This window comes from Chryseobacterium gossypii, assembly GCF_041361455.1.
Taxonomy (GTDB): Bacteria; Bacteroidota; Bacteroidia; order Flavobacteriales; family Weeksellaceae; genus Chryseobacterium; species Chryseobacterium gossypii.
In genome coordinates this window covers 1-23,810 of the sequence record NZ_JBGCUR010000003.1, presented here as the reverse complement: position 1 = coordinate 23,810, position 23,810 = coordinate 1, and the positions used below count along the sequence as shown (strand labels likewise).

At 38.1% G+C, this 23,810-nt stretch carries 24 protein-coding genes; 8 read left to right on the top strand and 16 right to left on the bottom strand.

Annotated elements, in window-relative coordinates:
- Nucleotides 1-399 precede the first annotated feature (399 nt).
- The 6 genes from ABMQ40_RS03325 to ABMQ40_RS03300 form a co-directional block, all read right to left on the bottom strand.
- Nucleotides 400-1,542 carry a T9SS type A sorting domain-containing protein gene (locus tag ABMQ40_RS03325; RefSeq protein ID WP_370896532.1) on the bottom strand — a complete coding sequence of 381 codons (1,143 nt, stop codon included), beginning with the start codon at nt 1,540-1,542 and terminating at the stop codon, nt 400-402.
- 156 nt (nt 1,543-1,698) lie between these two features.
- Nucleotides 1,699-2,001, bottom strand: a complete 303-nt coding sequence (locus tag ABMQ40_RS03320; protein ID WP_370896530.1) for a hypothetical protein — start codon at nt 1,999-2,001, stop codon at nt 1,699-1,701.
- 306 nt (nt 2,002-2,307) lie between these two features.
- On the bottom strand, nt 2,308-2,733 hold the full coding sequence (locus tag ABMQ40_RS03315; RefSeq protein WP_370896528.1) for a hypothetical protein: 426 nt from the start codon (nt 2,731-2,733) through the stop codon (nt 2,308-2,310).
- A 330-nt stretch (nt 2,734-3,063) separates the two neighbouring features.
- Nucleotides 3,064-3,816, bottom strand: a complete 753-nt coding sequence (locus ABMQ40_RS03310) for a hypothetical protein (protein WP_370896526.1) — start codon at nt 3,814-3,816, stop codon at nt 3,064-3,066.
- Nucleotides 3,817-4,314: 498 nt separating this feature from the next.
- Nucleotides 4,315-5,733, bottom strand: coding sequence for a tetratricopeptide repeat protein (locus ABMQ40_RS03305; RefSeq protein ID WP_370896524.1), 1,419 nt, complete (start codon nt 5,731-5,733; stop codon nt 4,315-4,317).
- A gap of 12 nt (nt 5,734-5,745) precedes the next feature.
- A complete protein-coding gene (locus ABMQ40_RS03300) occupies nt 5,746-6,909 on the bottom strand; it encodes a hypothetical protein (RefSeq protein ID WP_370896522.1) in 1,164 nt (387 codons plus the stop codon).
- A gap of 641 nt (nt 6,910-7,550) precedes the next feature.
- On the opposite strand from ABMQ40_RS03300, the gene ABMQ40_RS03295 reads away from it, so the two are divergent.
- From ABMQ40_RS03295 to meaB, 4 genes are all read left to right on the top strand, one after another.
- The gene (locus ABMQ40_RS03295) at nt 7,551-8,006 is read left to right on the top strand and encodes an SDR family NAD(P)-dependent oxidoreductase (protein ID WP_370896520.1); all 456 of its coding nucleotides are present in this window, start codon (nt 7,551-7,553) and stop codon (nt 8,004-8,006) included.
- A gap of 7 nt (nt 8,007-8,013) precedes the next feature.
- Nucleotides 8,014-8,433, top strand: coding sequence for a GlcG/HbpS family heme-binding protein (locus ABMQ40_RS03290; RefSeq protein ID WP_370896518.1), 420 nt, complete (start codon nt 8,014-8,016; stop codon nt 8,431-8,433).
- 58 nt (nt 8,434-8,491) lie between these two features.
- Nucleotides 8,492-9,973 (top strand): aldehyde dehydrogenase family protein, encoded by a 1,482-nt coding sequence (locus ABMQ40_RS03285; protein ID WP_370896516.1) that lies wholly within the window; start codon nt 8,492-8,494, stop codon nt 9,971-9,973.
- Between the two features lie 546 nt (nt 9,974-10,519).
- Complete coding sequence (gene meaB, locus ABMQ40_RS03280; protein WP_370896514.1) at nt 10,520-11,512, top strand: methylmalonyl Co-A mutase-associated GTPase MeaB; 993 nt, start codon at nt 10,520-10,522, stop codon at nt 11,510-11,512.
- Here the strand turns inward: meaB and ABMQ40_RS03275 are convergent.
- On the bottom strand, nt 11,502-12,038 hold the full coding sequence (locus ABMQ40_RS03275) for a DUF4251 domain-containing protein (RefSeq protein ID WP_370896512.1): 537 nt from the start codon (nt 12,036-12,038) through the stop codon (nt 11,502-11,504). The two genes, meaB and ABMQ40_RS03275, sit on opposite strands and share 11 nt — an antisense overlap.
- Before the next feature lie 106 nt (nt 12,039-12,144).
- Here ABMQ40_RS03275 and ABMQ40_RS03270 point away from each other — a divergent pair, with 106 nt between their 5' ends.
- Both ABMQ40_RS03270 and ABMQ40_RS03265 read left to right on the top strand, forming a co-directional pair.
- Nucleotides 12,145-12,951, top strand: a complete 807-nt coding sequence (locus ABMQ40_RS03270; RefSeq protein WP_370896510.1) for a M48 family metallopeptidase — start codon at nt 12,145-12,147, stop codon at nt 12,949-12,951.
- Nucleotides 12,952-13,034: 83 nt separating this feature from the next.
- On the top strand, nt 13,035-13,352 hold the full coding sequence (locus ABMQ40_RS03265; protein WP_370896508.1) for a hypothetical protein: 318 nt from the start codon (nt 13,035-13,037) through the stop codon (nt 13,350-13,352).
- Nucleotides 13,353-13,388: 36 nt separating this feature from the next.
- Here ABMQ40_RS03265 and ABMQ40_RS03260 read toward each other — a convergent pair whose 3' ends face one another.
- The 8 genes from ABMQ40_RS03260 to ABMQ40_RS03225 all read right to left on the bottom strand — a co-directional run bounded on the left by ABMQ40_RS03260 (nt 13,389) and on the right by ABMQ40_RS03225 (nt 21,322).
- Nucleotides 13,389-14,000, bottom strand: coding sequence for an outer membrane beta-barrel protein (locus tag ABMQ40_RS03260; RefSeq protein WP_370896506.1), 612 nt, complete (start codon nt 13,998-14,000; stop codon nt 13,389-13,391).
- Nucleotides 13,984-14,799 carry an ABC transporter ATP-binding protein gene (locus ABMQ40_RS03255; RefSeq protein ID WP_370896504.1) on the bottom strand — a complete coding sequence of 272 codons (816 nt, stop codon included), beginning with the start codon at nt 14,797-14,799 and terminating at the stop codon, nt 13,984-13,986. Before ABMQ40_RS03255 ends, ABMQ40_RS03260 begins: the two co-directional genes overlap by 17 nt.
- Nucleotides 14,799-15,551 carry an MlaE family ABC transporter permease gene (locus ABMQ40_RS03250; RefSeq protein ID WP_370896502.1) on the bottom strand — a complete coding sequence of 251 codons (753 nt, stop codon included), beginning with the start codon at nt 15,549-15,551 and terminating at the stop codon, nt 14,799-14,801. Before ABMQ40_RS03250 ends, ABMQ40_RS03255 begins: the two co-directional genes overlap by 1 nt.
- Before the next feature lie 34 nt (nt 15,552-15,585).
- Nucleotides 15,586-16,956, bottom strand: a complete 1,371-nt coding sequence (locus ABMQ40_RS03245; protein WP_370896500.1) for an exopolysaccharide biosynthesis polyprenyl glycosylphosphotransferase — start codon at nt 16,954-16,956, stop codon at nt 15,586-15,588.
- A 39-nt stretch (nt 16,957-16,995) separates the two neighbouring features.
- Complete coding sequence (locus tag ABMQ40_RS03240; protein ID WP_370896498.1) at nt 16,996-17,625, bottom strand: 7-carboxy-7-deazaguanine synthase QueE; 630 nt, start codon at nt 17,623-17,625, stop codon at nt 16,996-16,998.
- A 7-nt stretch (nt 17,626-17,632) separates the two neighbouring features.
- The gene (locus tag ABMQ40_RS03235) at nt 17,633-18,517 is read right to left on the bottom strand and encodes a bifunctional 5,10-methylenetetrahydrofolate dehydrogenase/5,10-methenyltetrahydrofolate cyclohydrolase (protein ID WP_370896496.1); all 885 of its coding nucleotides are present in this window, start codon (nt 18,515-18,517) and stop codon (nt 17,633-17,635) included.
- A gap of 27 nt (nt 18,518-18,544) precedes the next feature.
- Nucleotides 18,545-20,185, bottom strand: a complete 1,641-nt coding sequence (gene pgi, locus ABMQ40_RS03230; RefSeq protein ID WP_370896494.1) for a glucose-6-phosphate isomerase — start codon at nt 20,183-20,185, stop codon at nt 18,545-18,547.
- Nucleotides 20,186-20,425: 240 nt separating this feature from the next.
- On the bottom strand, nt 20,426-21,322 hold the full coding sequence (locus tag ABMQ40_RS03225) for a DUF4349 domain-containing protein (RefSeq protein ID WP_370896492.1): 897 nt from the start codon (nt 21,320-21,322) through the stop codon (nt 20,426-20,428).
- Nucleotides 21,323-21,522: 200 nt separating this feature from the next.
- Here ABMQ40_RS03225 and ABMQ40_RS03220 point away from each other — a divergent pair, with 200 nt between their 5' ends.
- Nucleotides 21,523-22,881 carry an acyl-CoA dehydrogenase family protein gene (locus ABMQ40_RS03220; RefSeq protein WP_370896490.1) on the top strand — a complete coding sequence of 453 codons (1,359 nt, stop codon included), beginning with the start codon at nt 21,523-21,525 and terminating at the stop codon, nt 22,879-22,881.
- Nucleotides 22,882-22,977: 96 nt separating this feature from the next.
- Here the strand turns inward: ABMQ40_RS03220 and ABMQ40_RS03215 are convergent, their stop codons facing one another.
- A complete protein-coding gene (locus ABMQ40_RS03215; protein ID WP_370896488.1) occupies nt 22,978-23,355 on the bottom strand; it encodes a DoxX family protein in 378 nt (125 codons plus the stop codon).
- Nucleotides 23,356-23,503: 148 nt separating this feature from the next.
- Here ABMQ40_RS03215 and ABMQ40_RS03210 point away from each other — a divergent pair, with 148 nt between their 5' ends.
- On the top strand, nt 23,504-23,749 hold the full coding sequence (locus tag ABMQ40_RS03210) for a hypothetical protein (protein WP_370896486.1): 246 nt from the start codon (nt 23,504-23,506) through the stop codon (nt 23,747-23,749).
- Nucleotides 23,750-23,810: the final 61 nt, after the last annotated feature.

Sequence of the window (23,810 nt, the reverse complement as noted above, 5' to 3'; positions counted from 1 at the left end):
ATTCTTTCAGCCATTGATTGAAAAATCACAAAGAGAAATGTTTGAAAATATTAAATGTATCAAAGACGTATAAAGTGATGGCTCATTCACGCCGTTGCTTTTACCGTTTCAAGGAATTGTATGAACAGGGGGCAACTAGCCCTGCAAAAATCTCCAGGCGTTAAACAAAATGCAGATAAACTATAAAATAATCAGTTGATTCAGAATGAAACTGACCACCCGTTCCTAACTGGCTTTAATTTACAAATCATTAAAGCAATTGCCGGTAATAAAAGGAGGCTGCCTAAGATTTGATAGCCTCTTGAGAACCCTCTACATGAAGGAGGTACAGGCAAAAACTGATAAAATTAAAAGAGGCTGACCTTTGGTCAGTCTCTTCTTATGTTATGTTAAAATGGATTATTTCTTTATGGTTTTTATAGTTTTTGTACTACCGTCATCCATTTTTAAGGTGACCAAATAAATTCCTTCCTTTAAATCACCAAGATAAAGAGAAGCAGACGGTTTTTCAATGGTTTTAAGCAGTTTTCCGGATGTGTCAATAATATTCACTGATTTCACTTTCGATACATCAGAAATTGTAAGAAAATCACGGAAAGGATTTGGAGATACACCGATTTTTTTTCTGCTGTCAGCCACCTCATGAGTAGACAATTGTGTATCGTCATACGCCGAAATCTGGAATTCTCCGTTGTCTGTACCGGGATCAAATTTCCATACATTTACGTATAATGTGGTTCCCGGGGTTTGCCCTGTAAGTGTAAGAAGTGAAAAATAATCATTATCTCCGTCATCATCACACCCAATTTCCGTTAAAGAACCACAGGTTCCGCTGTACACGGTAAGTACCGAATCATCAAATAAAGATCCCGGAGCTTCACGGGTTTCTATCTTGAGATTTCCACTTGCCGGAACCACTACGCTAAACCAGGTGTTGTCTGCAGCATGTGTGTTACATGAAGGCAGTGCACCGTCCGTAGTAGCGTCAACGTTGGTGGAAGTAATGGCTCCTGAACTAAAATCGGTGCCCACTGTTAATGGTATGGCTCCTGAGCAATTGTCATTAGCAAGTGGCTGGAAATCATACGCCGAAATCTGGAATTCTCCGTTGCTTGTATCGGAATCATATTTCCATACGCTTATGTATAATGTGGTTCCCGGGGTTTGTCCTATAAGTGTAAGAAATGAAAAAGAATCATAATCCCCGTCATCATTACATCCAATTCCTGTCAAAGAACCACAGGTTCCGCTGTACACGGTAAGTACCGAATCATCAAATAAAGATCCCGGAGCTTCACGGGTTTCTATCTTAAGATTTCCACTTGCCGGAACCACTACGCTAAACCAGGTATTCTCCACAGCATCTGTGTTACATGAAGGCAGTGCACCGTCCGTAGTAGCGCCAACGTTGGTGGAAGTGATGGCTCCTGAAGTAAAATCGGTGCCCACTGTTAATGGCGTGGCCCCTGAGCAATTATCATTTTGGGCGTTTGCCAATGTGGCAGCCATTAATGATAGACAAAATAATAGTGTTTTTTTCATAATTTTTCTTTAATTGATGTGAATTATACAAATTGTAGAGAATTGCTTTACCATAGCTGAAACAATCTGGTTTATATTATGTGAAAATTTTATTTTGGCTGACGTTTTTTGCTATTTTCGTCAGAAAAAAAGATCCGTTTACCCTTTTTTATAGTGTCATTCACTTTTTGAAACTTTCAATGATAATCCGGTTTGTCTGCTCTCTTCCTTAGCAGGCATGGTGCTTATAATAAATTGTATTCCCTGAGAAAGGTCTTTATCCAATAAAAACTCTGTAGTTTTATCCGTCTTTCTTAATCCGGTAACGATCTGTAAAGTGGAAAAATCATATTGTTGCCCGGGCTGTCGGGGCAGAGGGATCTCAAAACTATCCTCGATGGCTACTGAAGATATATATTCCGCCGACATTTTTATGGTTACAATATTGGGCTGCCATATAAATTCTTCATGATTTTCCATAATTATGCTTATTAATTAACATTATTTTTGTTATTCTATTTCAGAGCAAGAAACTAAGCACTATCAGCAATAAGGTCATATCATCAGAGCTTGTTACCGGGCAAATATAAATCTATTTTGAGAGCCTCAGTAAGATTATCAGTCTATGTAGTATCTGTGTAGTCGTAAAAAACTTTAAAATTATAGCTTAACGGATGTTATAAATACAATATGAGATACACATGATTTATTTTGTTTTTAAGTAGTTCTATATAAAACAAATAATAGGATATACTTTTATCCGATAAGTCATTCTTTTCGATATGATTATTTAGTCTTATTCTTTAGAAGAATAGATCCGTTTGGATATTTATGGCCTGCACTTTCAGTGAGTTGTAGAATATCTATGTCGGAAAGATAGGAGATGGAGAAAAAAACAATCATCCTGGTCCCATCATACCGTTCTATCTTTACTTTAAGATATTTTTTTATCATTGTTCTTTTAATTTCAAGTGCCAGAATCTTATCCCGTGGGAGCTCTAATTTTCTGTGATAACGGTTGGCGAACAGATGATTTAATATGCCATAATTTCTGATCACGATGACCTCTCCGGAGTTCTCAAAATCAAAAACATTTACACCCAGAAGGATCAGGAAAATAATGGCAAAGAAAAAAATTCCCAATACTGCAATGATAACCCGTTGTTCCGGAAAAATTAAGGATCCGATAATCATCACTACGGCCGCCGCCATACTTATCAGTAAACAGCATGCCCAAAGAAGGAAAACAGATGATCTATTCGTAATTTTAAAATACATTATAGTTGGATAAGAAGTTTAAGCTCAGTTGATAAAATTTTTAACCGGGTTTCCAATAAGACTGCCTTTATGAATGTTTCCGAATTATAACTCTTTTGCATTGGTGTGGGCTGAAAGTTTATCTATTTAAAAAGCAGCAATCTTACTTGCTGCTTTTCTGTCAGAGTTAATATAATTAATTATTTTTAAGAATAAACTGATATCAAGTATTGTGATGTGGGAACATCTTAATTTAATCAAAATTTGTGTGTTTTTAGAATCTTTTTAATCGTTGGTTAAACGTTCTACAAAAATAGTTACAGTACCCGGAACAGCAGGTGTATTAGTGCCTCCGTCAGCATCTTGGTTTTCGTATACTATAAATGATATCCTGTAAACTTCATTGGTTGTGAACAAGTTTAATGTTGTAGTGGTAATATCGTTGTTACCGTTAGCATATTCATAGTTAATTTCATTCCAACCATAAGTGTCATTTATTTGTTGGGGAGTAACTCCCAATACTGTTCCCGAATTGTAACTGTTAATACTTCCACCGCTTCCCGATCCGGTTGTTGAAGAAACCCACCGGCTACCCATACCATTATTTCTGTTATAGCGGAATTCCAATTTGCCACTGAACCAGCATCCACCAAAAGGAACAGGGCTGCATTCCTCATATGCTTTATACCGGACTGAAAGATTCCCGATAGTGACGGGCGGGGTATAGGTTGTTGTACTGCTGTTTTCTACAAGAGGGAAACTTCCCGATGCAAATTTAATGGTCTTAACATTGGGTTGCGTAACGTTGAAAGCGTCTAGAGGAATGTAATCTATATTTCCCGCACTATTCCCGATAAGTACCCGGTTATAGGTGTTGATACTGTCTTTTTTATTGGCAATGGTACGCACCCTTAGGTTACCGTTTACATCCAATGTTCTTTTGGGATCTGTAGTTCCAATACCTACATTGCCGGTTTGCCCCGAACAGAGGACAAAAGCGAATAACCACATGGAAATGGATAAAATTTGTGTTTTCATAATATATTTTTTTTTCGATACTTTATGTTTATAAGGCATACAGTTAAACATTATAATATTTCTGGATTTTAATAAACCTGTTAACTGTATCTGTTTCTTTCCGCAAAAGTACCTTAACGCTATAAAAAATAAAAAAAACAGGCTCCTACACAGATCATACAGAAGATGTAATATATTGATTATCAATATTTAAAATAATCTTAATGCTATTCGAAACTTAAATCAATAAAAGAGGAAAAATAAAAGTATGACCAAAGTAGGATAGCCTTAATCCCGCTGTTTAATGAAATAATAGGGTAGTTATTATCAATTTCCATTACAACTTTCAGAAAATTAATGGAAAAAATTGCCTGATGTATCTGAAAATTAGTTTACAGTATTAATAAAAGATGATGTATCTAAGATCGTGTGCTGTGAAAATCTTATCTCAACCCGTTATATGAATCATTTAAAGAACTGTATAAACCAGTAAACAAATTGCTGACGACGGTTAATTATTCAGAACTCATTAAAAAATTTATACAAGTCGACGTCGCTGGACAAGTGAAGCCTTTTTCTCAGCCTCCTCTTTCGTTGTTGTACAGAACCTGGCTGTACAAAAGTATAAGAAGCAATTTCCTTGGTGGTGAAATTTAGTTTTATGTAGGCACAGAATGTTAATTCTGAATTTTCCAGTTCTGGATTGATCTTTTGCAGTTTCTCTATAAATTCGGGATAAATTTCCTTAAATCTCATTAAAAAAGAAGAATCATTTTTTCTCGCTAAGGCTATGACTTCATTATATTTTTTATTGTAGAATTCCCTTTGCAAATTACTTGTTTCATTCTGCAACAGGTATTTTTGATGGTGTACCTTTTTTATTACGGTATAAATATACCCTCCTTCTATAATGAGAAAAAGAATTAAAAAGGCGATAAAAATCAATATTTTAAACTTTTCTGTTTCATTATCCTGTTTAATGTCTTCTATAAACTTATTTCTGGCCTGAGGATAATTTGCCTGCGTATTTTTGTTGATAGACTCATGTTCCAGGTGATACTTATCTCTGAAGTACTCAGCCTTGTTCCAATCGCCTTTTTTCTGATAAACATCCGCAAGTAATATATACAATCTGCTGCGGGTATTATCAAACATTTTAGCCTGCTTATATGCTTTTAATGCGTTTAAATATGCTCTTTCAGCCTCATTATAACGGTTCAGCCTCATCTCATAATCTCCTGATACTTTATATATACGTGCAACCTCATAAGGAAGATACCTGTTCCTGGATAGATCAAGGACAGATCCTAAATAAGACTTTGCGGAGTCCAGCGTATTGTTGTTTACATGATACTCAGCCAACAGTACATCTGTTAATACTCTTTTTTTCAAAATACGGGATCTCTGAAAATAAGTATAGGCGGAATCCAGTTTGAGTAAATTTTTATAGATTTCTCCTTTTGCCCGGAAAGCATCCGCAAGAAGATATCTTTTTATTAAAGGATCATTTATTTTTCTTAATTCTTTAATCCCTTTATTATTATAATAAATTGCATAGGTATGCATACTCAAATAATTATAGTATAAAGAGTATTCTGTAAAAAGTCTTCCTTTTTGAGCCGGGTTTCTGGTATCTTCCAGTTCACTTTCAGCCTTTTTTAATAAGAACAGATACTCTTTGGTATCATTATACAGGTTTATTCTTCCAAGATTGATGTGGCAGGTGGCTATCCCTCCCTTGTAATTTTCCCTCTCCGCTTGTTTCAGATATTTTCTCTGCAGTTCAGTATAATTCCGCAGCTTTCCTGAATACTCTAGTTTCAGACTTTCCCGGATAAGAGGTAAATCAAAAGATTTAAACTGATCCTCGGCCGGGTCTGAACAACCAATTAAAAAGAATACTAAAAATAGTAATCTTATATATTCTTTAGACTTCATACGCCAGGATAATTATTCTTGATCAGCAGTTAATGTATCAAAAAAATTATACAGGTCTACTTCACTTGAAATTCCAAGCTTTTTTCTTAACCTTCTCTTCTTTTGTTGTACAGACTGCGGTTGTATTGAAGTATAGGATGCAATTTCTTTAGTTGTAAAATGAAGCTTTATAAAAGCGCTGAGCAATAATTCCGATTTTCCCAGAAAAGGACTCATCTGAAGCAGTTTTTCGATAAATCCGGGATGGAGTTCCCTGAACTTGGGTAAAAAAAGAGGATCACTATTTTTAGCAAGCATCACCACTTCATTATACTTATCATTGCCCAGCTTTTTTTTGAGGTTCTCGGCATATTTCTCCAATTTGTATTTTCTATGATACATCCGTTTTATTTTCCAATAGCCATAGCATCCTACAGTCAGATAAAGTAAAGCCAGTACCCCAAAAATTTTTGTCTTATTGTCAACTATATTATTTCCCTCGTTTTTAATGTTTCCAATAAATTCATCAATAGCAGGGTTTATATTTTCACTCCTGTTTTTTTCAAGAATTTTATTTTCAGCCTTAAACTTCTCGGCATAGTAATTTGATTTTTCCTTATCACCTTCAGCCTTATATAGCGCGGCAAGTGCTCCATACAATTCCGGATTGGCTCCATATACTTTTTTTACCGAGGATGCCGTTTCCATAGCCTTCATATAGGCCTGTTCAGCTGCGGGATACTGTTTAAGCATAAAATAATATTGTCCAAGAGTCAGGTAAGTACTGTACTGATGCTGTGCAGCTGTTTTTTTATTTCCAATAATGTCGAGGGCACGGTTAATATGGATATAAGCAGAATCAAATTTCCTCCCATCCATATAAAAACTTGCTAAAATACCCTCATTCAATGCATTCTTTTCAATGGTATTGCACTTATTCATATAAAAAAAGGCGGAATCATATTGTGATTTATAGTAAAAGTACATAGATCTTTTTAGAAATGCCGAGGCAGAAAGTTCATTTTTCAGCTCTTTGTTTTTAATTTTTTTCAACTCATTGAACGCCTTATTACTTTCATAATATGCATTTTCATACATATTCATATTCATATAATAAGTAGTAAATCCATTATAAAGAATTGTTAAATGTTCGGGTTTTTCCGAGTTTTTAAGCTCCCTTTCGGCTTGTTTAAGCAAAAACAAATTTTTTTGAGAATCAGCTCTGGCAAAACTGACGAGGGCAAGATTAACATAGCAAATTCCTTTTCCTTCGTTATAACCGATCTTTTCAGCTTGATTAAGATATTTCTGCTGTAACTTCAGGAACGCATTGATATCACCGGAAGCCTTAAGATCTTTGCTTTGTTTTATTAATGAGATATCAAAATTTTCATAATATTTTTTATTTGATTCCGAATCGCAACATAATAAAGAAAATAAAAACAATAAGAATATGTGTTTTTTTTTAATTTTTTTTCTCATCTCTGTTCATGAAATATGCGTAAAAATAACAACTTTTTCAATAATAAATACTGTTTCGTTAAATTGTTAATTAAAAATTATTAATTATTTTACGAATTAGACAATTTGTCCGAACGTAATACTTTCAAAAATTTGTCTCAAGATGCCCTAGTAATGAATAAATTCAGATAAAGTTAAATATTATTGATATTTTATGAATTTTTTTTAATTATTTAGTTAATTTTCTATGTAATATACAATATTGTAATTATTTTTTTATATAAAATTCATAGTATAATAAAGTTTACTTGAAAATAATATCAAAAAATTAGTTTTTAATGTAAATTTTAAATGAGAAAACAGTGATTAAATAATGAATGTCTGAAAATATCAGAAATATAAATTTTTCACCATCTGGTGGCATTCAATTTGACACAATAGACATTATATACTGTAAAATAAAATATACAATGAAAGCAAAAAAAATTTTAATTACGGGAGCTGGTAGCGGATTAGGAAAAGGAACAGCTTTACAATTGGCAAAAAACGGGCACAATGTAATTGCATGTGTTGAATTATTACCTCAGGTTACACAATTAAGAGAGGAAGCGAAAAAGAATAATATCAGCCTGACAGTAGAGCAGGTTAATATTAAAGATCCGCAATTCCCTTACGAACAATATGATCCGAAAGAAATGATTGATAAAATGGTAGAAGTGGCAGAAAGCGATGAAGGATTATACCGTAATATTTGTCCGAAAGAATTCATTGATGTGGTTAAAAAGACAGAAGCAGACAACTGGACAAAAAAACAAAACGCCCCATTACATTAAAGTCAATATGAAAGATATTAAGGCGTATTTTGAGACAGAAAATCTGCTTCGAGCTCTGCAAACCGCTACCCATACGGCTGAGCTACTCCGGGTTCCGGTATCTGTTAGTATCGTGGATGCTTCAGGATTGCCTTTAGTCTTTTTAAGCATGAAAGACGCTAAGCTTGTAAGCAAAGAATTAGCTCCGAAAAAAGCTTATACTTCTGTTATTTTTCAGCTTTCGACTAAAGATCTGCAGGTAATGACACAGCCCGGTGCATCCTTTTTCCAAATAGAAACTATGCTTGAAGGGAAAATAGTCACTTTTGGTGGCGGAATCCCGCTCTACCTCGATAAATTATTGGTAGGAGCAGTTGGGGTAAGTGGCGGGACTCCTGAACAGGATCATCAGATTGCTCAGGCAGTTGCGGATTCTTTCTTTCCATAAAACCCGCACCTGATACGGGCTGCTATTCTTTTTAATAATCATCAGTTATATCAAAAAAATGGATTCATTTACTTCAACAGACATTATAGACAAAACTGTAAAACAGACACACCAGGCCTATTTACAGTACAAAAACAGGAATGTAAAAGAACGTTCTGATTTATTATTAGCGATTGCTCATGCCATTGAAAATACGGATGAAGAAATTATTTCAATTGCACATGAGGAAACGAACATATCAAAAGAGACTCTCCGTGCCGAAAAAGAATGGTTGGTAGAAGCCTGGCGGGCTAATGCCGACGCATTGTTGAAAGGTTATATTTTGGATATCCGTATTGATACGGAACTGTATTTTGGAGACCAAACAAATTACAACCTTAGAACTATTGGGAAGGGTGTTGGTGTCGTTGCTGTTTTCGGAGCAAGCAACTGGCCTTTTGCATTTTCAACCGCCGGTGTTGATACATCCTCTGCTTTTGCTGCCGGATGTGCGGTAATTGTAAAGGCTCATCCGGCACATCCAAAAACAAGTGTTTATATGGAAAAAGTTGTTAAAGCAGCTTTGGAAAAAGAGGGCTATCCTAAGGAACTTTTCGGTCAGATATTTTCTAATGGCAATGAAGGAGGACAGTTTCTTGTCCGGCATGAATTGGTTAAAGCTATAGGTTTCACAGGATCTATTCCCGGTGGGCGGGCCATTTTTGATATAGCCAGCAAAAGACCAGAACCTATCCCTGTGTTTGCCGAAATGGGCAGTGTAAACCCCGTTTTTGTGCTGCAGGATTATTGGAAGAAAAATACGGCTGCATTTGCCCGGACCTTCAAAGACTTTTTAGTGGATAAAGCCGGCCAGTACTGTACCAATAACGGGGTATTGATTGTCCCTGACACAGAAGAGCTTAATGTCTTTGCAACAGCCTTACAAAATGAATTAAAAGATACAGAGCCTCAGGCCTTGCTGACAGAAAAAATTGCCGAGTCATTCAGAAAAGGAAAGATGGCAGCTTTAGACATAAGCCAGGTAGAGGTGTTAGCAAAAGGAAAACCAGGAGACGGAATCTCAGTAGAATCTATTGTCTTAAAAACAGACGTACCGACATTTTTAGCCCATGAAAATTTATCAGAAGAGGTTTTTGGCACCTTTTCTATTGTAGTTACGTATAAAGATCAGGATGAGCTGAACGCATTATCACGGCATTTTGTCAATCAGTTAACGGCCTGCATATTCGGCGAAGAATCTGATTTGCAGAATAATCAAGAACTTATTGAAACAGTATCCAATAGGGTTGGCCGATTAATGCTTAATAACTTTTCGAATGGTATCCAGCCGCTTTATGCAACACATCATGGAGGCGGGTATCCTGCAACAAGTGACAGTAGATTTACAGCAGTAGGGCCTTACTCTATCAGACGATTTTTGAAACCCATCACTTACCAAAACTGGGATCTGAATTTTCTGCCGATGGAATTACAAAATGAAAACCCGCTGGGCTTATGGCGCGTTGTCAATGGAGCACCGACCACCGAGGACATAAAGTGATTTAAACCTCAGACCAATAGTGGCAGCTTTTTTTAATCCGGTTCGGTTCATACCTAATGGCAATATTCAAGATTTACAGCATTAAAAAGCAGATAGATATTTAACCCGATAAATTGTATCTCTTCGGAAAATAGTTTTCACCTGAATATCTGCACAGTTGACGGGTTAGCTGATAAAATGCTGTAGATCCTGGATAAACTGACTAACTATTCTGATGAAATTGTCCGGATAAAAAATCCGGAGATGTGCTTTGGAAACAGCTTCGCTGAACCAAGGCCTGTTGCATGCCGGATTTAATTTCCCCAAATTCTCAATCAGGGACTTTTGGCAATAAGTAATTTCCACCATTGTTCCGTTATTTTATTTCTTTCCGGGCACTAAGATCAGGGAATCTAAAGTTTTGATTACTGAAAAAGGGTCTGTCCTCGTTTTTTAGTTTCCCGGGAATAATATTTACAATCAGTTCTCTCCTGATCTATTGTTAAAAGATAAAATTAACTTTCATTATTATGGCATTTTGCAGGTTATTTTTATATTTTTGGCTTAATGAAATTTTCTACAGAAGAGCTATTTGAAGGGATAAGGTCAGGAAGCAAGCGCCTGATTGCAAAAGCCATTACCTTAGTTGAAAGTAAGAAAGCCGAGCACAGGCTACAGGCAGAAGAATTATTGAAGAAGATCATGCCTTTTACCGGAAATTCCGTAAGGGTGGGAATAACCGGGGTTCCGGGAGCCGGAAAGTCAACATTCATAGAAAATTTCGGAAGACTGGCGATTTCCAATGGGAAGAAAGTGGCGGTTCTGGCCATAGACCCAAGTTCCGCTGTTAATAAGGGCAGCATTTTGGGGGATAAGACCAGAATGGAAGAGCTGGCCAAAGAAGAAAATGCATTCATACGTGCCTCCCCAAGTTCAGGCTTTCTGGGCGGGGTGGCCAACACTACTTTTGAAACCATGATGATCTGCGAGGCTGCCGGTTTTGATTATATCCTGATTGAAACGGTAGGGGTAGGGCAGTCTGAAGTTTTGGTGGCAGATATTACTGATGTGTTTTTATTTTTGAAGATCATTGGTGGTGGTGATGAACTTCAGGGGATCAAACGGGGTATAATGGAAATGGTGGATATTATTTTTATTAATAAGGTAGACCAGGATAATCTGCAGAAGGCAAAAAGTACACGATTAGAATTAAAGCGGGCCCTGGACTTTCTTCCGCCAAAGGAAAAAGACTGGAAAATCCCTGTGCTGTTGGGGTCTGCACTGCGCAATGAAGGACTGGGAGAAGTTTATGCAAAAATCAATGAATTTATTATCCTCAAAAAGAAAACCGGACGATTTGATGAAGTAAGAACCAGACAGGCGGAAAAAAGGTTTGAATACTGGGTACAGGAATATATTTTATCCATGATGAAAAAAAACGATTCTCTGGAAGAAGCTTATATACAGCATAAAAAAAATGCTTCGGCTATGGTTTCAAATCCCAGTACCGAAGCAAAATTATTTGTGGAAAAATTTTTATCCGACCGGACTAAGGTTTAGCCCTTTCTTCATTTTTAGAAATATACCCGTCATAAGATATAGGCTGTTTGTTACTACTCCTTACTGAGGTAAAGGCTTTTCCGTTTTTATACACTTCAATTATGATCTCATCAACATTTTGAGTATCATTAGGCTTAATTCTTACCACCCAGTTTCCTTTCTTATTCTGAGACTTATTCACCGTAAAATCTTTGGAGGTAAATCTGTAGCTGTTGTCACTATTGCCATAAGTAGGATTGAATGACCTTCCAAAATAAGGTAAAACAACGTCAAGAACATTATTTCTTAGCTCAACGGTATATCCTGCGTTTAATTCCAATATTCTGGTTGAGGTTGAATTAGGCATGGAATTCATGATATTGATGACGTCATAATTGGTAGGATTCGCCCTCTGTGCGTTAAATGTGAACTCCTGGGAATTGACCAGAGCGTCTACTGTTTTGGAATCCATCGAATTTTGGGAAGAGCAGCTTTGGAAAAACAATAGAAATCCAAAAACAAATAGCATTGAAATATACTTTTTCATGATAGAAATAATTATTAAATTTAAATAGCAAATTGTATGCAAATATATTCTTATAAAATGTTTTGGAATAATAATTGTTAAGCATGAACTAATAACACTCGAAACTATGAAAATAAAAAACTTACTAGGAATAGGGGCAGTTGCATTGTCTGTTGCAGCTTGCACCACTAACCCGATCACAGGGAGATCATCTCTGCAATTGGCCAATAATTCGGAAATTTTAACAATGTCTGCACAGGAATATAAAACTACCTTAGCTAAATCCAAAGTGATTACAGGAACGGCTGACGCCAAGAGAGTGGTTACTGTGGGAAGCAGAATAAAAGCTGCTGCGGAAAAATATTATCAGAATATAGGCAGATCTGCTGATCTGGCCAATTACAACTGGGAGTTTAATCTTCTGCAAAGCAATGAATTGAATGCCTGGTGTATGCCGGGTGGTAAAGTAGCCGTATACACAGGAATTTTGCCGGTTACCAAAAATGATAACGGCCTTGCTGTAGTGTTAGGGCATGAAGTTTCCCATGCTCTGGCGGGACATGGAAATGAAAGGATCTCCCAGGCCATGGTAGCCCAATACGGAGGAGCCATTTTAGGTGGAAGTATTTCCAATGCCCAATGGGCGAGCGTTTTCCAGAAGGTTTACCCTATAGGATCGCAGGTTGCTTTATTGAAGTACGGAAGAAACCAGGAATCCGAGGCTGATGAAATGGGGTTATACCTGATGTCTATGGCAGGATATGACCCAAGGGAAGCCATTCCTTTCTGGAACAGGATGGAATCCGCATCTTCAGGAAACAGACAGCCGGAATTTTTATCTACCCACCCGAATCCTGAGACCAGGATTTCAGATATTCAGAAAGATCTGCCAAAAGCTTTGGAGTATTATAAGGCTGCCGGCGGAAAAATATAAACGAATAAATTTTTAATCTTGAGCAAAGCCTTATTAAATTTCACTAAATTTGGTAAGGCTTTATTAACCACAAACACAATATTATGAAGAGTTTATCAATTACTGGACTTATCCTTCTGGCCTTATCGGCATTACTTTTTTACCTTACAACTGATTTTACTGTAGATAAAATCGGGCTTCCTCACATCATGGGAATTATGGGAGGGATTGGTATCGGGCTGATTATCGGAGGAATGGTGGGCTATGTAAGCAAGGGCAGTGCTGTAAAAGCAGAGCAAAGGAGGAAAGAGTTTAAACAACTACAGAAAGATAAAGAAGAATTGGAAAAGCAGGCTGCTGAAATTGCAAAACGACAGGCAGAGCTTGACGCCCAGGATAAAAATCAAAATCCTCAAATTTAAATTTGAGGATTTTTTATAGTTGTTATTTCCGCGGGATTAAAATTTATATCCCAAACCTACCATAAATAAATTTGGTCGGTTGTCATATCTGATCTCCTCTCCGGAAACCCTGTTGATAAAATCCCTTGAATCCTTGCTGAAGGCGCCTTCATATCTTGCATTGATAATCAGCTTTTGAATTTCAACCTGGGCTCCGAACTGATATCCTACCGTAAAGTTATCCCGGGCATTTTCCTTAAAATCGTTAAAGGTATCTTCCTTGCTTAAATTATAGCTTGCCACAGGCCCCACAAAAACCCCCAGGGTATTTCCCAAGATGTTATATCCTAAAAGTACGGGAAGGTCTATACGGCTGTGCTTGATGTCAAAAGTTGTGTTGGCTGCTGTGAATTCATTTTTAAAGTTGGTATAATATAGTTCCGGCATCACAAAAAAAGAGGTTGGCAGTCCTACCTTCAGGGAAAGCCCCACATTAAATCCTGCATTGTTTTTTCCTTCACCTTCAATGGCGTCATTCACTGTTCCTTTAATATTTTTCCATGACGGTGAGCCCGTCGGGAAGATAAGGTTGGCCTTTCCCGCAAGGGAAATCTGGGCTGAAGCAAATAAGGAAAGTCCTAAAAATGCTATACTAAGTATTTTTTTCATTGTCATCCAATTTAGTGATTGTATTATCAATAGTTTTATTATTTTCAAGTAAATATTCTCTTAGCTCCTTAAACAGTTCTGATGAATAAACGAAATCAATAAGATTCTTATTGCCTGCGGTAATAAGAATGTCTTTGTTTCCTTCCCATTCTTTAATACCTAATCTTAAATAAACAATTTTCTCGCCAATCGTCATTACAGAATTCATATCATGCGTATTGATGATTGTGGTGGTATTATATTCTTTGGTAATCTCAAGCAATAAATCATCGATTACATTGGATGTATAAGGGTCCAGTCCGGAGTTTGGCTCATCACAGAACAAATATTTGGGATTGTTTACAATAGCCCGGGCAATGGCAACACGCTTCTGCATACCGCCGGAAATTTCTGAAGGAAACTTTTTATTGGCCTTATCCAAATGCACCCTTCCGATTACTTCAGATACCCTCTTTCTTTTCTCCCTGTAGGATAAGTTTGTAAACATATCCAGAGGGAACATGATGTTTTCCTCAACGGTCAGGGAATCAAACAGGGCGCTTCCCTGGAATACGGTTCCGATCTCGGAACGTAAATGCTGCTTTTCTTCCCTTGTCATGATATTGATATCCTTTCCGTCAAAAAGAATTTCTCCTGATGATGGCTGATAAACATTCAATAAGCTTTTAAGGAAAACCGTTTTCCCCGAACCACTCTGCCCAATAATTAGATTTACCTTTCCCTTTTCAAAAGTGGTTGAAATTCCTTTTAGAACTTCTACATCATCAAAACTTTTCTTAAGATCCTTTACCTCGATCATCAGCTTAATATTAATTGGGTTAAAATTAATTCAGAAATGATAATAAATACCATTGTCCAAACCACTGCCTGCGTACTTGCCCTACCTACCTCCAGTGAGCCTCCCTTCACATAATATCCGAAATATGCGGGAACTGTCGCGATGATGAAAGCAAAAACAACCGTTTTTATGAATGCATAATAGATGAACAGATTAGGCATATACATCTGAATACCCACAATATAATCGTTTTCCGTCCAGTTGCCCGTAAGGATTCCGGCAACATATCCGCCTCCTATACCGAATACGATACTAATCGCGATCAGAAGCGGATTAAAGATGATGCATGCCACTATCTTAGGGAAAATCAGAAAGTTCGGTGAGTTTACTCCCATGATATCTAATGCATCAATTTGCTCGGAAACCCTCATCGTCCCTATACTGGAAGCAATATATGAGCCAACCTTACCTGCCAGGATCAGGCTTATGATGGTAGGGGAGAACTCCAAAACCAGTACTGCTTTTGTAGCGTATCCTACGAATGTAGTAGGAATCGGGAATGAGGAAGCATCAAAGTTGTTAAACATCTGAATGGCCACTACTGCCCCGACAAATATGGAAGTAAAGACTACCAATCCGAAAGAATTGACGCCCAGATCGTTGATCTCTCTCATGAGCAGCTTCCAGAATACCCTCATTTTTTGGGGCCTTTGTATGGATTTACCCAAAAGAATAATGTATTCTCCTACGGCTGTAAAAAACTTTTTTAACATTTTGCTAAATTAGACTTTTTTTGTTAAAGCTTTATTATTTTGCATTTTTATCTCCACCTATCACCAGGAATACGGTTTTCAGGATAATGACCAGATCCAGAACAAAACTCCAGTTTCTGACATAAAAGGCATCCGCCAGGATACGCTTGTTCATTTCCACTTCCACATTGCCGGTATCTCCCCGCAAACCATTTACCTGCGCAAGACCTGTAATTCCCGGGCTTACCGTACTTCTTAAACTATACCTTCCTATTTTGGGCTTATAATAATTATCTACGGCCAGCATGTGGGGGCGTGGCCCTACTACGGACATTTCTCCCTTTAAAACATTAATGAATTGCGGCATCTCATCAAGACTGGTCTTTCTAAGAAATTTGCCAACCTTCGTAATTCTTGAATCGTTTTCGCTTGTGGTTTTAATGGCAGATTCGGCATTAACCACCATTGTTCTGAACTTAATGCAGTTGAAAACCTCTTCGTGGAAGCCATATCTTTTCTGCAGGAAGAATACCGGCCCCTTAGAGGAGGCTTTTATAACCAGTGCAATAATAGGGAACAGCCAGGAACAAATGAATACCAAAACCAGGGTGGAAAAAACAACGTCGAAAACCCTTTTCAACAGAAAATTCGAGAAATAGTCCAAAGGATATCTGGCCTGGTTGAGAACCGGCTGCGTCTGAACATATCCCAGATCATACAGAAAAAAGTCACTTTGTGCAATGCTTGGAATGAGTGAAATGTGTACCTTATTGGCTTCGGCCAACGAGAAGATTTCCTTTTCGGTTTTTTCACTGAATGAATTTTCAGTGGGTAAAAATAAAGTATGGATACCGTTCTTTTTCCAAAATTCAACCAGTTCCCCCGCATTTATTTCGGTTTTTTTATATTCAAATATCTTATATCCGTAATCTTTCCTGTCCCTTATGATATTCTTTAGTACTTCGGTGGAAGCATTTTCATTCAGAAACATGACATTTCTGTGGTTGATTCCCAGACTACGGAGGTATTTAATGGCAAAATAAACAAAAGATTTTGTAAGGAAGATGAAAAAGAACAGGTAAAATGACAGCCAGTAAACATCTGTATTGAAAAAAACATTATAGCTTACCTTTCCGATAAGTAAAACGCAGAAAATGAACAGCAGGCAATGGATCAAAAGCCGCTCAAGAAACAAAGTATACGTTAAATTTCTCGGGATGTTATAGATTCTTGTTCTGCCGCTTAAAAGCACCCAGAACATAAATAATAAGATGAGGGAAAAAATATTCTGATACCAGATCTCCTGGTTGTATTTTAGACGATCATTCCTGCTTATAAAAAAGAATATGAAAACAGATGCAATAACCGTGAGGTCAAGCAAAATAATGATTGATTTCAGGTATCTGGAGTATCGAATTCTCTGCATCTGTGTTTTTTGAGATACGAAGGGCTAATTTACATATTTTTATGGGATATTCAGATATTTATGTGTTTGAACTGAGGCCTGCCATTTGGGATGGGCCAGAATAAAATCAGTGATCTTCGGATACATTTCATTACGCTTGCTCCATTCGCTCTGAAGGTAAAGCCTGCAGTTTTCAGATACTTTAGCAGCCTGTTCCTCTGCAAAAGTAAAATCGTGGTTATTGAAAATGATGACCTTAAGCTCGTTGGCTTTTTGATAGATCTCTTCTTTCGGTAGTCCCGTCTTTTTGGGAGAGAGTGTGATCCAGTCCAGATGGCCGCTCATGGGATAAGCTCCCGAAGTTTCGATATGGATGGAACAGCCCAGCTCTTTCAGTTTCGAGGTCAGGATATCCAGATTCCACATCAGGGGTTCCCCGCCAGTTAAAACGATTGTTTTACAATGCCTTGCTGCAGTTTCAGCAATCTCCTCTGCATTCATCAACGGATGCAGCTCCGGGTTCCAGCTTTCCTTCACATCACACCAGTGGCATCCTACATCGCAGCCTCCCAGACGGATGAAATAGGCCGCTTTTCCGGTGTGTGCTCCTTCTCCCTGTAAAGTGTAAAAATGCTCCATTACAGGGAGCATTTTACCTTCTTTTAATAAAATATCTTCTTCCTTATTCATTTTTATATTAGTCGTTATAGACCGAAGTTTTATAGGCAATGAGCGTATTTTTCATCAGCATCGCTCTCGTCATAGGGCCTACTCCTCCGGGCACAGGAGTGATCCAGCTTGCCTTGGCAGCACAGCTGTCAAAATCCACATCCCCGGCAAGGTAATATCCCTTCGGAGAATCATCATCTACTCTTGTAATGCCAACATCGATGACCACAGCTCCTTCTTTAATCATATCCCCTTTCAGGAAATGTGGGTCTCCTAAAGCTGTGATGATGATGTCTGCTTTTTTGGTATACTCTTCAATATCTTTGGTATAAGAGTGTGTAAGGGTTACCGTAGAATTTCCCGGAAAATCCTTTCTGCCCATGAGGATGCTCATAGGTCTTCCTACGATCTTACTCCTTCCGATGATTACACAGTCTTTTCCTTTGGTCTCAATATTATACCTTTCCAGTAAAGTTAGAATACCGAAAGGGGTGGCCGGTAAGAAAGTATCCATCTCCAAAGCCATTTTCCCGAAGTTTTCAGGGTGGAAGCCGTCTACGTCTTTTCTCGGATCAATCGCTTTAATAATTTTCTCCTGATCGATCTGGTCCGGTAATGGAAGCTGTACAATAAACCCGTCTACCGCTTTTGACTTATTCAGCTCATCAATTTTTTCCAATAGCTCAGATTCTGAGACCGTACTCGGGAATTTTAGAAGGGAGGACCGGAAGCCTACTTCTTCACAGTCTTTTACCTTACTGTTTACATAAGCCTTACTCGCTCCGTTGTTTCCTACGAGGATAGCTACCAGATGCGGTGCTCTTCTTTTGCCCTCAACGATCTTTTCAACTTCAGCCTTAATTTCAGCCTTGATTTCTTTGGAAACTTTTAGCCCATCAAGAATTTCTGCCATTTTATTTTTATTAGATATGATTCAAATTTATTTATTTCTCTTATAGTAATTGATCAGTCCGTTGGTAGAGCTGTCGTGAGTGCTTACAGGCTCATCGCTTTCCAGCTCGGGTAATATCTTATTGGCCAGAACTTTCCCTAGTTCCACTCCAAACTGGTCAAAGCTGAAAATATTCCAGATTACTCCCTGAACAAAAATTTTATGTTCATACATAGCAATGAGCTGTCCCAATGAAAAAGGAGTTAATTCGTTGAATAATATAGAGTTGGTAGGAGTATTTCCATGGAAGACCTTGAAGTTTATCAGTCTGTCAATTTCCTCTTCGGATTTTCCGGCACTTCTTAGTTCTTCCTCAACTTCTTCTTCAGATTTTCCGAATGCCAGGGCTTCTGTCTGAGCAAAGAAATTCGCCAGCAGCTTTTCCTGGTGGTCCGATACATTATTACAGCTTTTCACATAGGCGATGAAATCTGCAGGGATCAATTCGGTTCCCTGGTGGATCAGCTGGTAAAAGGCATGCTGTCCGTTAGTTCCCGGCTCTCCCCAGATAATTGGTCCTGTTTCATATTCCACAAATTCGCCGTTCCTGTCCACACATTTACCGTTACTTTCCATATCTCCCTGCTGCAGGTAAGCGGCAAACCTGTCCAGGTATTGCGAATAAGGCAAGATTGCATAGCTGGTAGCGGCATAAAAGTTACGGTACCAGATTCCTAAAAGACCCATCAGAACAGGAATGTTTTCCGGGAAACCGGCAGTCTGGAAATGCTGGTCTGTATCAAAAGCTCCTTTTAAAAGCTGCTCAAAATTCTCATACCCAACAGACAGCACAATACTTAACCCGATCGCGCTCCAGAGGGAATATCTTCCGCCAACCCAATCCCAGAATTCAAAAATATTCTCTTCCGCGATCCCGAATTTTTTTACCTCCTGAATGTTTGTGGACAATGCTACGAAGTGCCTGGCTACATCTTCCTGCTTTCCTGCTTTTAAAAACCAGTCTTTTGCAGAATTGGCATTCGTCATGGTTTCCTGGGTTGTGAATGTTTTGGAGGCAATGATAAACAATGTAGTTTCCGGATCCAGATTCTTAAGAACCTCGGCGATATGGTTCCCGTCCACGTTAGAAACAAAATGAACGTTTAGCCTTGTTTTGAAATGCTTTAATGCGGAGCAAACCATCACAGGCCCCAAATCTGAGCCGCCGATCCCTATATTGACAACATCGGTAATTACTTTGCCGCTGAAACCTTTATGTTCCCCTGAAATAATTTTCTCAGAAAAAGATTTCATGTGTTCAAGAACACTTTTGATCTGAGGCTTAATATTTTCACCGTCCACCAGGATCTCCCGGTCCGAGAAATCTCTTAAAGCTGTATGAAGAACCGCCCTGCCTTCGGTTTCATTGATCTTATCTCCTGAAAACATTTTGGAAATGGCTTCCTTTAGCTGGCATTCTTCGGCAAGGTTCAACAAAAGCTCCTTCGTTTTGGCATCAATCAGGTTTTTTGAATAATCGAAAAGAAAATTATCCCTTTTTACAGAAAATTCTTCAAAACGGTTCGGATTATACCGAAAAAGACTTCGGAGATCAAAGTCATTGTTGGCAAAATGCTCATTAAGAGCTTTCCAGCTGTTTGTGTGTATAGGATTTATTTTTGATAGCATTTTTGTAATATTAAGATCTGTTTAAGGATTCTGGATTTCAGTGCACAAATTTACGGAAAATTGAATGGATGTGAAATTTTGAACGGATAATTTAAAAAGGCTGATTCGGAACGGACCTTTATTCGGATATAGCAGGGATTTTAAGTCAGGTTCCGGACAGACATTTACAATTTAACCTCCGATAGATAGCCGGAGGTGTTGAAATTTAAAAATATGATGATAACCGAAAGATTAGGATAGTTATTCAGAAGCAGCTTTAGAGGTTCTCCTTTTCCGGAGAAAATAGAATATGGCTGCTGCAATTAACCATACCGGCCAGATGGCAATTAATCCGACAATAATTTTCTGAATCAGGTAGAACCCTTCTGCAAAAGCATTTTTAGCATCATAAATGAAATTGAATTTATACTTATTATCAATATGGGAGATATTGGTGACGGCAATTTCAGTAATACGTAATTGGGGTTCCTTGATGTGGAGGTCAACGGTACTGTATTTTAAATTATCGGTAACGTTCATACCGGCCCATTGTTGCAGGTGGTCTTCCGCCATATTATCATCATCCATTTTCACCCTGTCCTTATCGGCTTTTATACGGGAGATATTCTCGCCGGTCCTTTTTATTCTTTGTGCTTCAAGCTCTGCATATTTTATACTTGAAGTCACATCCTCAGCATTGATTAGCCTTGAATTTAAAAACAGCTTGCTGTTATTGGCCAGAATGAGAAATTCACCAAGCTTTTCTGTAGGAACCCGGGCTTGCATTGAGTTTTCAGCCTGGTACTTTTTTATAAGCACCGCCTCTTTGCCGGAAGTATTGTAGGTATCCTCAGAGATAACATTGCTTTGCAGGTTGCTGTGAGAGATAAACCCACCCAGATTCTGAACGGCTTTCTCGATGGAAATCGTTGCCTCATAGACATCCCTTACTTCCATATTTACCCGGGCTGTTTTTATGAATTGCTTATCTTTTACCTTAGTGGTCGCCGCTGAAGAAATACTGTCCGGAACCAAAACGGCCGCTGAATCTGCCGCAGCCGCTTCATAACTGCTCACGGCAGCTTCGCCTTTTTTGCAGGAGTAGAGGCTGATTAAGATGATGGATATCAGTGATAATTTGATGGAAGAGGTTTTCATAATTTTGATTTTTTGTTTTGATAAGCCAAAGTTCAACATGGATTCTTTGTAATATTTGAAAATCCGGAGCAAATGTATTGTAAAATAAAAATAAATTTAATTAGCTGAAAATCAAATGTTTGTAAAATGTATATTGTGTAAGGATATAATTTTCGGAGTAATTTTTGCATGCTTCTTTACAATTAATTCAAACTATAGCTATGTCAAACGCTTTTTCCAAAATCAGAAACGCCATAGAATTGTTCAGATCAATAGATTTTGATCAGTTGAGCGCTATTTCTCAAAAAGTCGACCTGCCGAAAATGATGCAGAACTTCTCCAGATTAAATGATAAACAGTTGAAGGGGTTGATGAAAATGCTTGATCCGGATAAGAAAAAGAAGGAGCTTCCTCCTATTGATGGTGACTTTTACGATATTTACCATACATTGAGCCCGGAACACAGGGAAATACAGCTAAAAGTAAGAGCGTTCATGGAAAAAGAAGTGAAACCTTTGGTGAATCATTACTGGCTTAGAGATGAATTTCCGTTCGAGCTGATCCCGAAATTTCAGAAGCTTGATATTTGCGGGGTTACCTATGAAGGGTATGGTTGTCCCGGGATGCCATTCCTGATGGAAGGAGTCATTGCAATGGAGCTCGCCAGGATTGATGCATCCATCGCTACCTTTTTTGGAGTACAGTCCGGGTTATCTATGGGTTCCATCTATATTTGCGGTTCAGAGGAACAAAAGCAGAAATGGCTTCCTCAGATGCAGAAATTTGAAAAGATAGGAGCATTTGGCCTGACGGAGCCTGAAGTAGGTTCCGGTGCGGCAGGAGGGCTGACCGTGACCTGTAAGAAAACACCTGAAGGCTGGATTTTGAACGGACAGAAAAAGTGGATAGGGAATGCTACTTTCGCGGATCTGGTTATTATCTGGGCCAGAGATCTGGATGACGGGGAAGTGAAAGGTTTCATTGTGGAGAAAGATAATCCGGGGTTCTCCGTAGAAAAAATTAAAGGAAAAATGGCTCTCCGGATCGTTCAGAACGGGCTTATAACATTGAAAGAATGTTTGGTTACGGAAGAGAACAGGCTGCAGCATGCCAACTCTTTTAAAGATACGGCAAAAGTTTTGAGAATGACAAGGGCAGGTGTGGCTTGGATGGCGACAGGCTGCGCCAGAGGAGCATATGAAAGCGCATTAGACTATACCCGGAAAAGGGAACAGTTTGGAAAGCCTATTGCTTCTTTCCAGATGATACAGGGCCACCTGGTGGAAATGCTTTCTAATCTTACCGCTATGCAAACCATGGTTTTCAGGTTATCAGAAATGCAGGATCAGGGGATTCTTAAAGATGAGCATGCTTCCCTGGCTAAGGTATTCTGTACTTTGAGAACCCGGGATATTGTATCCAGGGCAAGGGAAGTAATGGGAGGTAATGGTATTTTACTGGAATATGATGTAGCCAGATTTGTGGCCGATGCCGAAGCGATCTATTCTTATGAAGGAACAAAAGAAATCAACTCGCTGATTGTCGGAAGATCTATTACCGGTTTCAGTGCGTTTATATAAATAATAGGTAATGGTCAATAGTTAATTCAGAGTAAGGACTGTTTTTAAGCTATTGTCTCTCTTCGTTAATTAACTACTGACCATTTATAATTTCTCTTAGCTCACCAATGCCTTGTATTTTTCTTTGCTGTCAACAATAATCCACAGGTTGATCAGGAATAATACCACGGACATAGCAATCCCTGTTGTTGATGGGTCTCTGTAAAGATTATGCAGCAATATCCCTACCATGACAGGCAGAATGATAATAGCCCCTAAAGCTCTGGTTTTAGGAAAAATAAATAATATTCCTCCGATAACCTCTACAGCTCCTACCAATGGCATTAGCCATCCGATCTCACCGAAAGCGGCATACACTTTCATTTGCTCATCTGTAAGCTTTGGCATCGGATTGTAATGGAAGAACTTGTCTAGTCCTGCATTGATGAACATAAGCCCGAAAAGCAGGCATAAAATGAATTTTACTATTTTCATGATTGATTTTTTATCAAATTTAAATAAAATTATTATTTGTTTATGGATTGGGTGAAAATTTTGAATATTTTATTTTAAAAAGAGTTAATGTTTAATTTATATGGCCTTATTTGCTATTTTTGTTAATATTAACCAAACAAAATATATTATGTTAAAAAAACTTCAAAAACTCAACCGAAAAGAATTAAAGAACATCAAAGGAGGATCAGGCATTGGTCCCTGTGATATCGGCCCGGTGGGCTGCCCGTGTGAAATCCCGCCGGGACATCCTTGCCTTGGAGGCGGTGATCCGGGTGATCCGGGGAGTAATTACGGATATTGCCCTGATGATCAAAGTTATATTCCTTGTGATCAGTACTGTCCTAATGGTTTACAGCCTTTGTGCGCAATTTGATATCATAAGAGGCTGTCTCAAAAGTAAGATAGCCTTTTTTATATTTTACAAAAAAAGGAAA

What these genes read in the sequence shown, in the direction of transcription:
- ABMQ40_RS03325 (WP_370896532.1), bottom strand. Translation starts at nt 1,542, where the DNA reads ATGAAAAAAACACTATTATTTTGTCTATCATTAATGGCTGCCACATTG.
- ABMQ40_RS03320 (WP_370896530.1), bottom strand. Translation starts at nt 2,001, where the DNA reads ATGGAAAATCATGAAGAATTTATATGGCAGCCCAATATTGTAACCATA.
- ABMQ40_RS03315 (WP_370896528.1), bottom strand. Translation starts at nt 2,733, where the DNA reads ATGGCGGCGGCCGTAGTGATGATTATCGGATCCTTAATTTTTCCGGAA.
- ABMQ40_RS03310 (WP_370896526.1), bottom strand. Translation starts at nt 3,816, where the DNA reads ATGAAAACACAAATTTTATCCATTTCCATGTGGTTATTCGCTTTTGTC.
- ABMQ40_RS03305 (WP_370896524.1), bottom strand. Translation starts at nt 5,733, where the DNA reads ATGAAGTCTAAAGAATATATAAGATTACTATTTTTAGTATTCTTTTTA.
- ABMQ40_RS03295 (WP_370896520.1), top strand. Translation starts at nt 7,551, where the DNA reads ATGTCTGAAAATATCAGAAATATAAATTTTTCACCATCTGGTGGCATT.
- ABMQ40_RS03290 (WP_370896518.1), top strand. Translation starts at nt 8,014, where the DNA reads ATGAAAGATATTAAGGCGTATTTTGAGACAGAAAATCTGCTTCGAGCT.
- ABMQ40_RS03285 (WP_370896516.1), top strand. Translation starts at nt 8,492, where the DNA reads ATGGATTCATTTACTTCAACAGACATTATAGACAAAACTGTAAAACAG.
- meaB (WP_370896514.1), top strand. Translation starts at nt 10,520, where the DNA reads ATGAAATTTTCTACAGAAGAGCTATTTGAAGGGATAAGGTCAGGAAGC.
- ABMQ40_RS03275 (WP_370896512.1), bottom strand. Translation starts at nt 12,038, where the DNA reads ATGAAAAAGTATATTTCAATGCTATTTGTTTTTGGATTTCTATTGTTT.
- ABMQ40_RS03270 (WP_370896510.1), top strand. Translation starts at nt 12,145, where the DNA reads ATGAAAATAAAAAACTTACTAGGAATAGGGGCAGTTGCATTGTCTGTT.
- ABMQ40_RS03265 (WP_370896508.1), top strand. Translation starts at nt 13,035, where the DNA reads ATGAAGAGTTTATCAATTACTGGACTTATCCTTCTGGCCTTATCGGCA.
- ABMQ40_RS03260 (WP_370896506.1), bottom strand. Translation starts at nt 14,000, where the DNA reads ATGAAAAAAATACTTAGTATAGCATTTTTAGGACTTTCCTTATTTGCT.
- ABMQ40_RS03255 (WP_370896504.1), bottom strand. Translation starts at nt 14,799, where the DNA reads ATGATCGAGGTAAAGGATCTTAAGAAAAGTTTTGATGATGTAGAAGTT.
- ABMQ40_RS03250 (WP_370896502.1), bottom strand. Translation starts at nt 15,551, where the DNA reads ATGTTAAAAAAGTTTTTTACAGCCGTAGGAGAATACATTATTCTTTTG.
- ABMQ40_RS03245 (WP_370896500.1), bottom strand. Translation starts at nt 16,956, where the DNA reads ATGCAGAGAATTCGATACTCCAGATACCTGAAATCAATCATTATTTTG.
- ABMQ40_RS03240 (WP_370896498.1), bottom strand. Translation starts at nt 17,625, where the DNA reads ATGAATAAGGAAGAAGATATTTTATTAAAAGAAGGTAAAATGCTCCCT.
- ABMQ40_RS03235 (WP_370896496.1), bottom strand. Translation starts at nt 18,517, where the DNA reads ATGGCAGAAATTCTTGATGGGCTAAAAGTTTCCAAAGAAATCAAGGCT.
- pgi (WP_370896494.1), bottom strand. Translation starts at nt 20,185, where the DNA reads ATGCTATCAAAAATAAATCCTATACACACAAACAGCTGGAAAGCTCTT.
- ABMQ40_RS03225 (WP_370896492.1), bottom strand. Translation starts at nt 21,322, where the DNA reads ATGAAAACCTCTTCCATCAAATTATCACTGATATCCATCATCTTAATC.
- ABMQ40_RS03220 (WP_370896490.1), top strand. Translation starts at nt 21,523, where the DNA reads ATGTCAAACGCTTTTTCCAAAATCAGAAACGCCATAGAATTGTTCAGA.
- ABMQ40_RS03215 (WP_370896488.1), bottom strand. Translation starts at nt 23,355, where the DNA reads ATGAAAATAGTAAAATTCATTTTATGCCTGCTTTTCGGGCTTATGTTC.
- ABMQ40_RS03210 (WP_370896486.1), top strand. Translation starts at nt 23,504, where the DNA reads ATGTTAAAAAAACTTCAAAAACTCAACCGAAAAGAATTAAAGAACATC.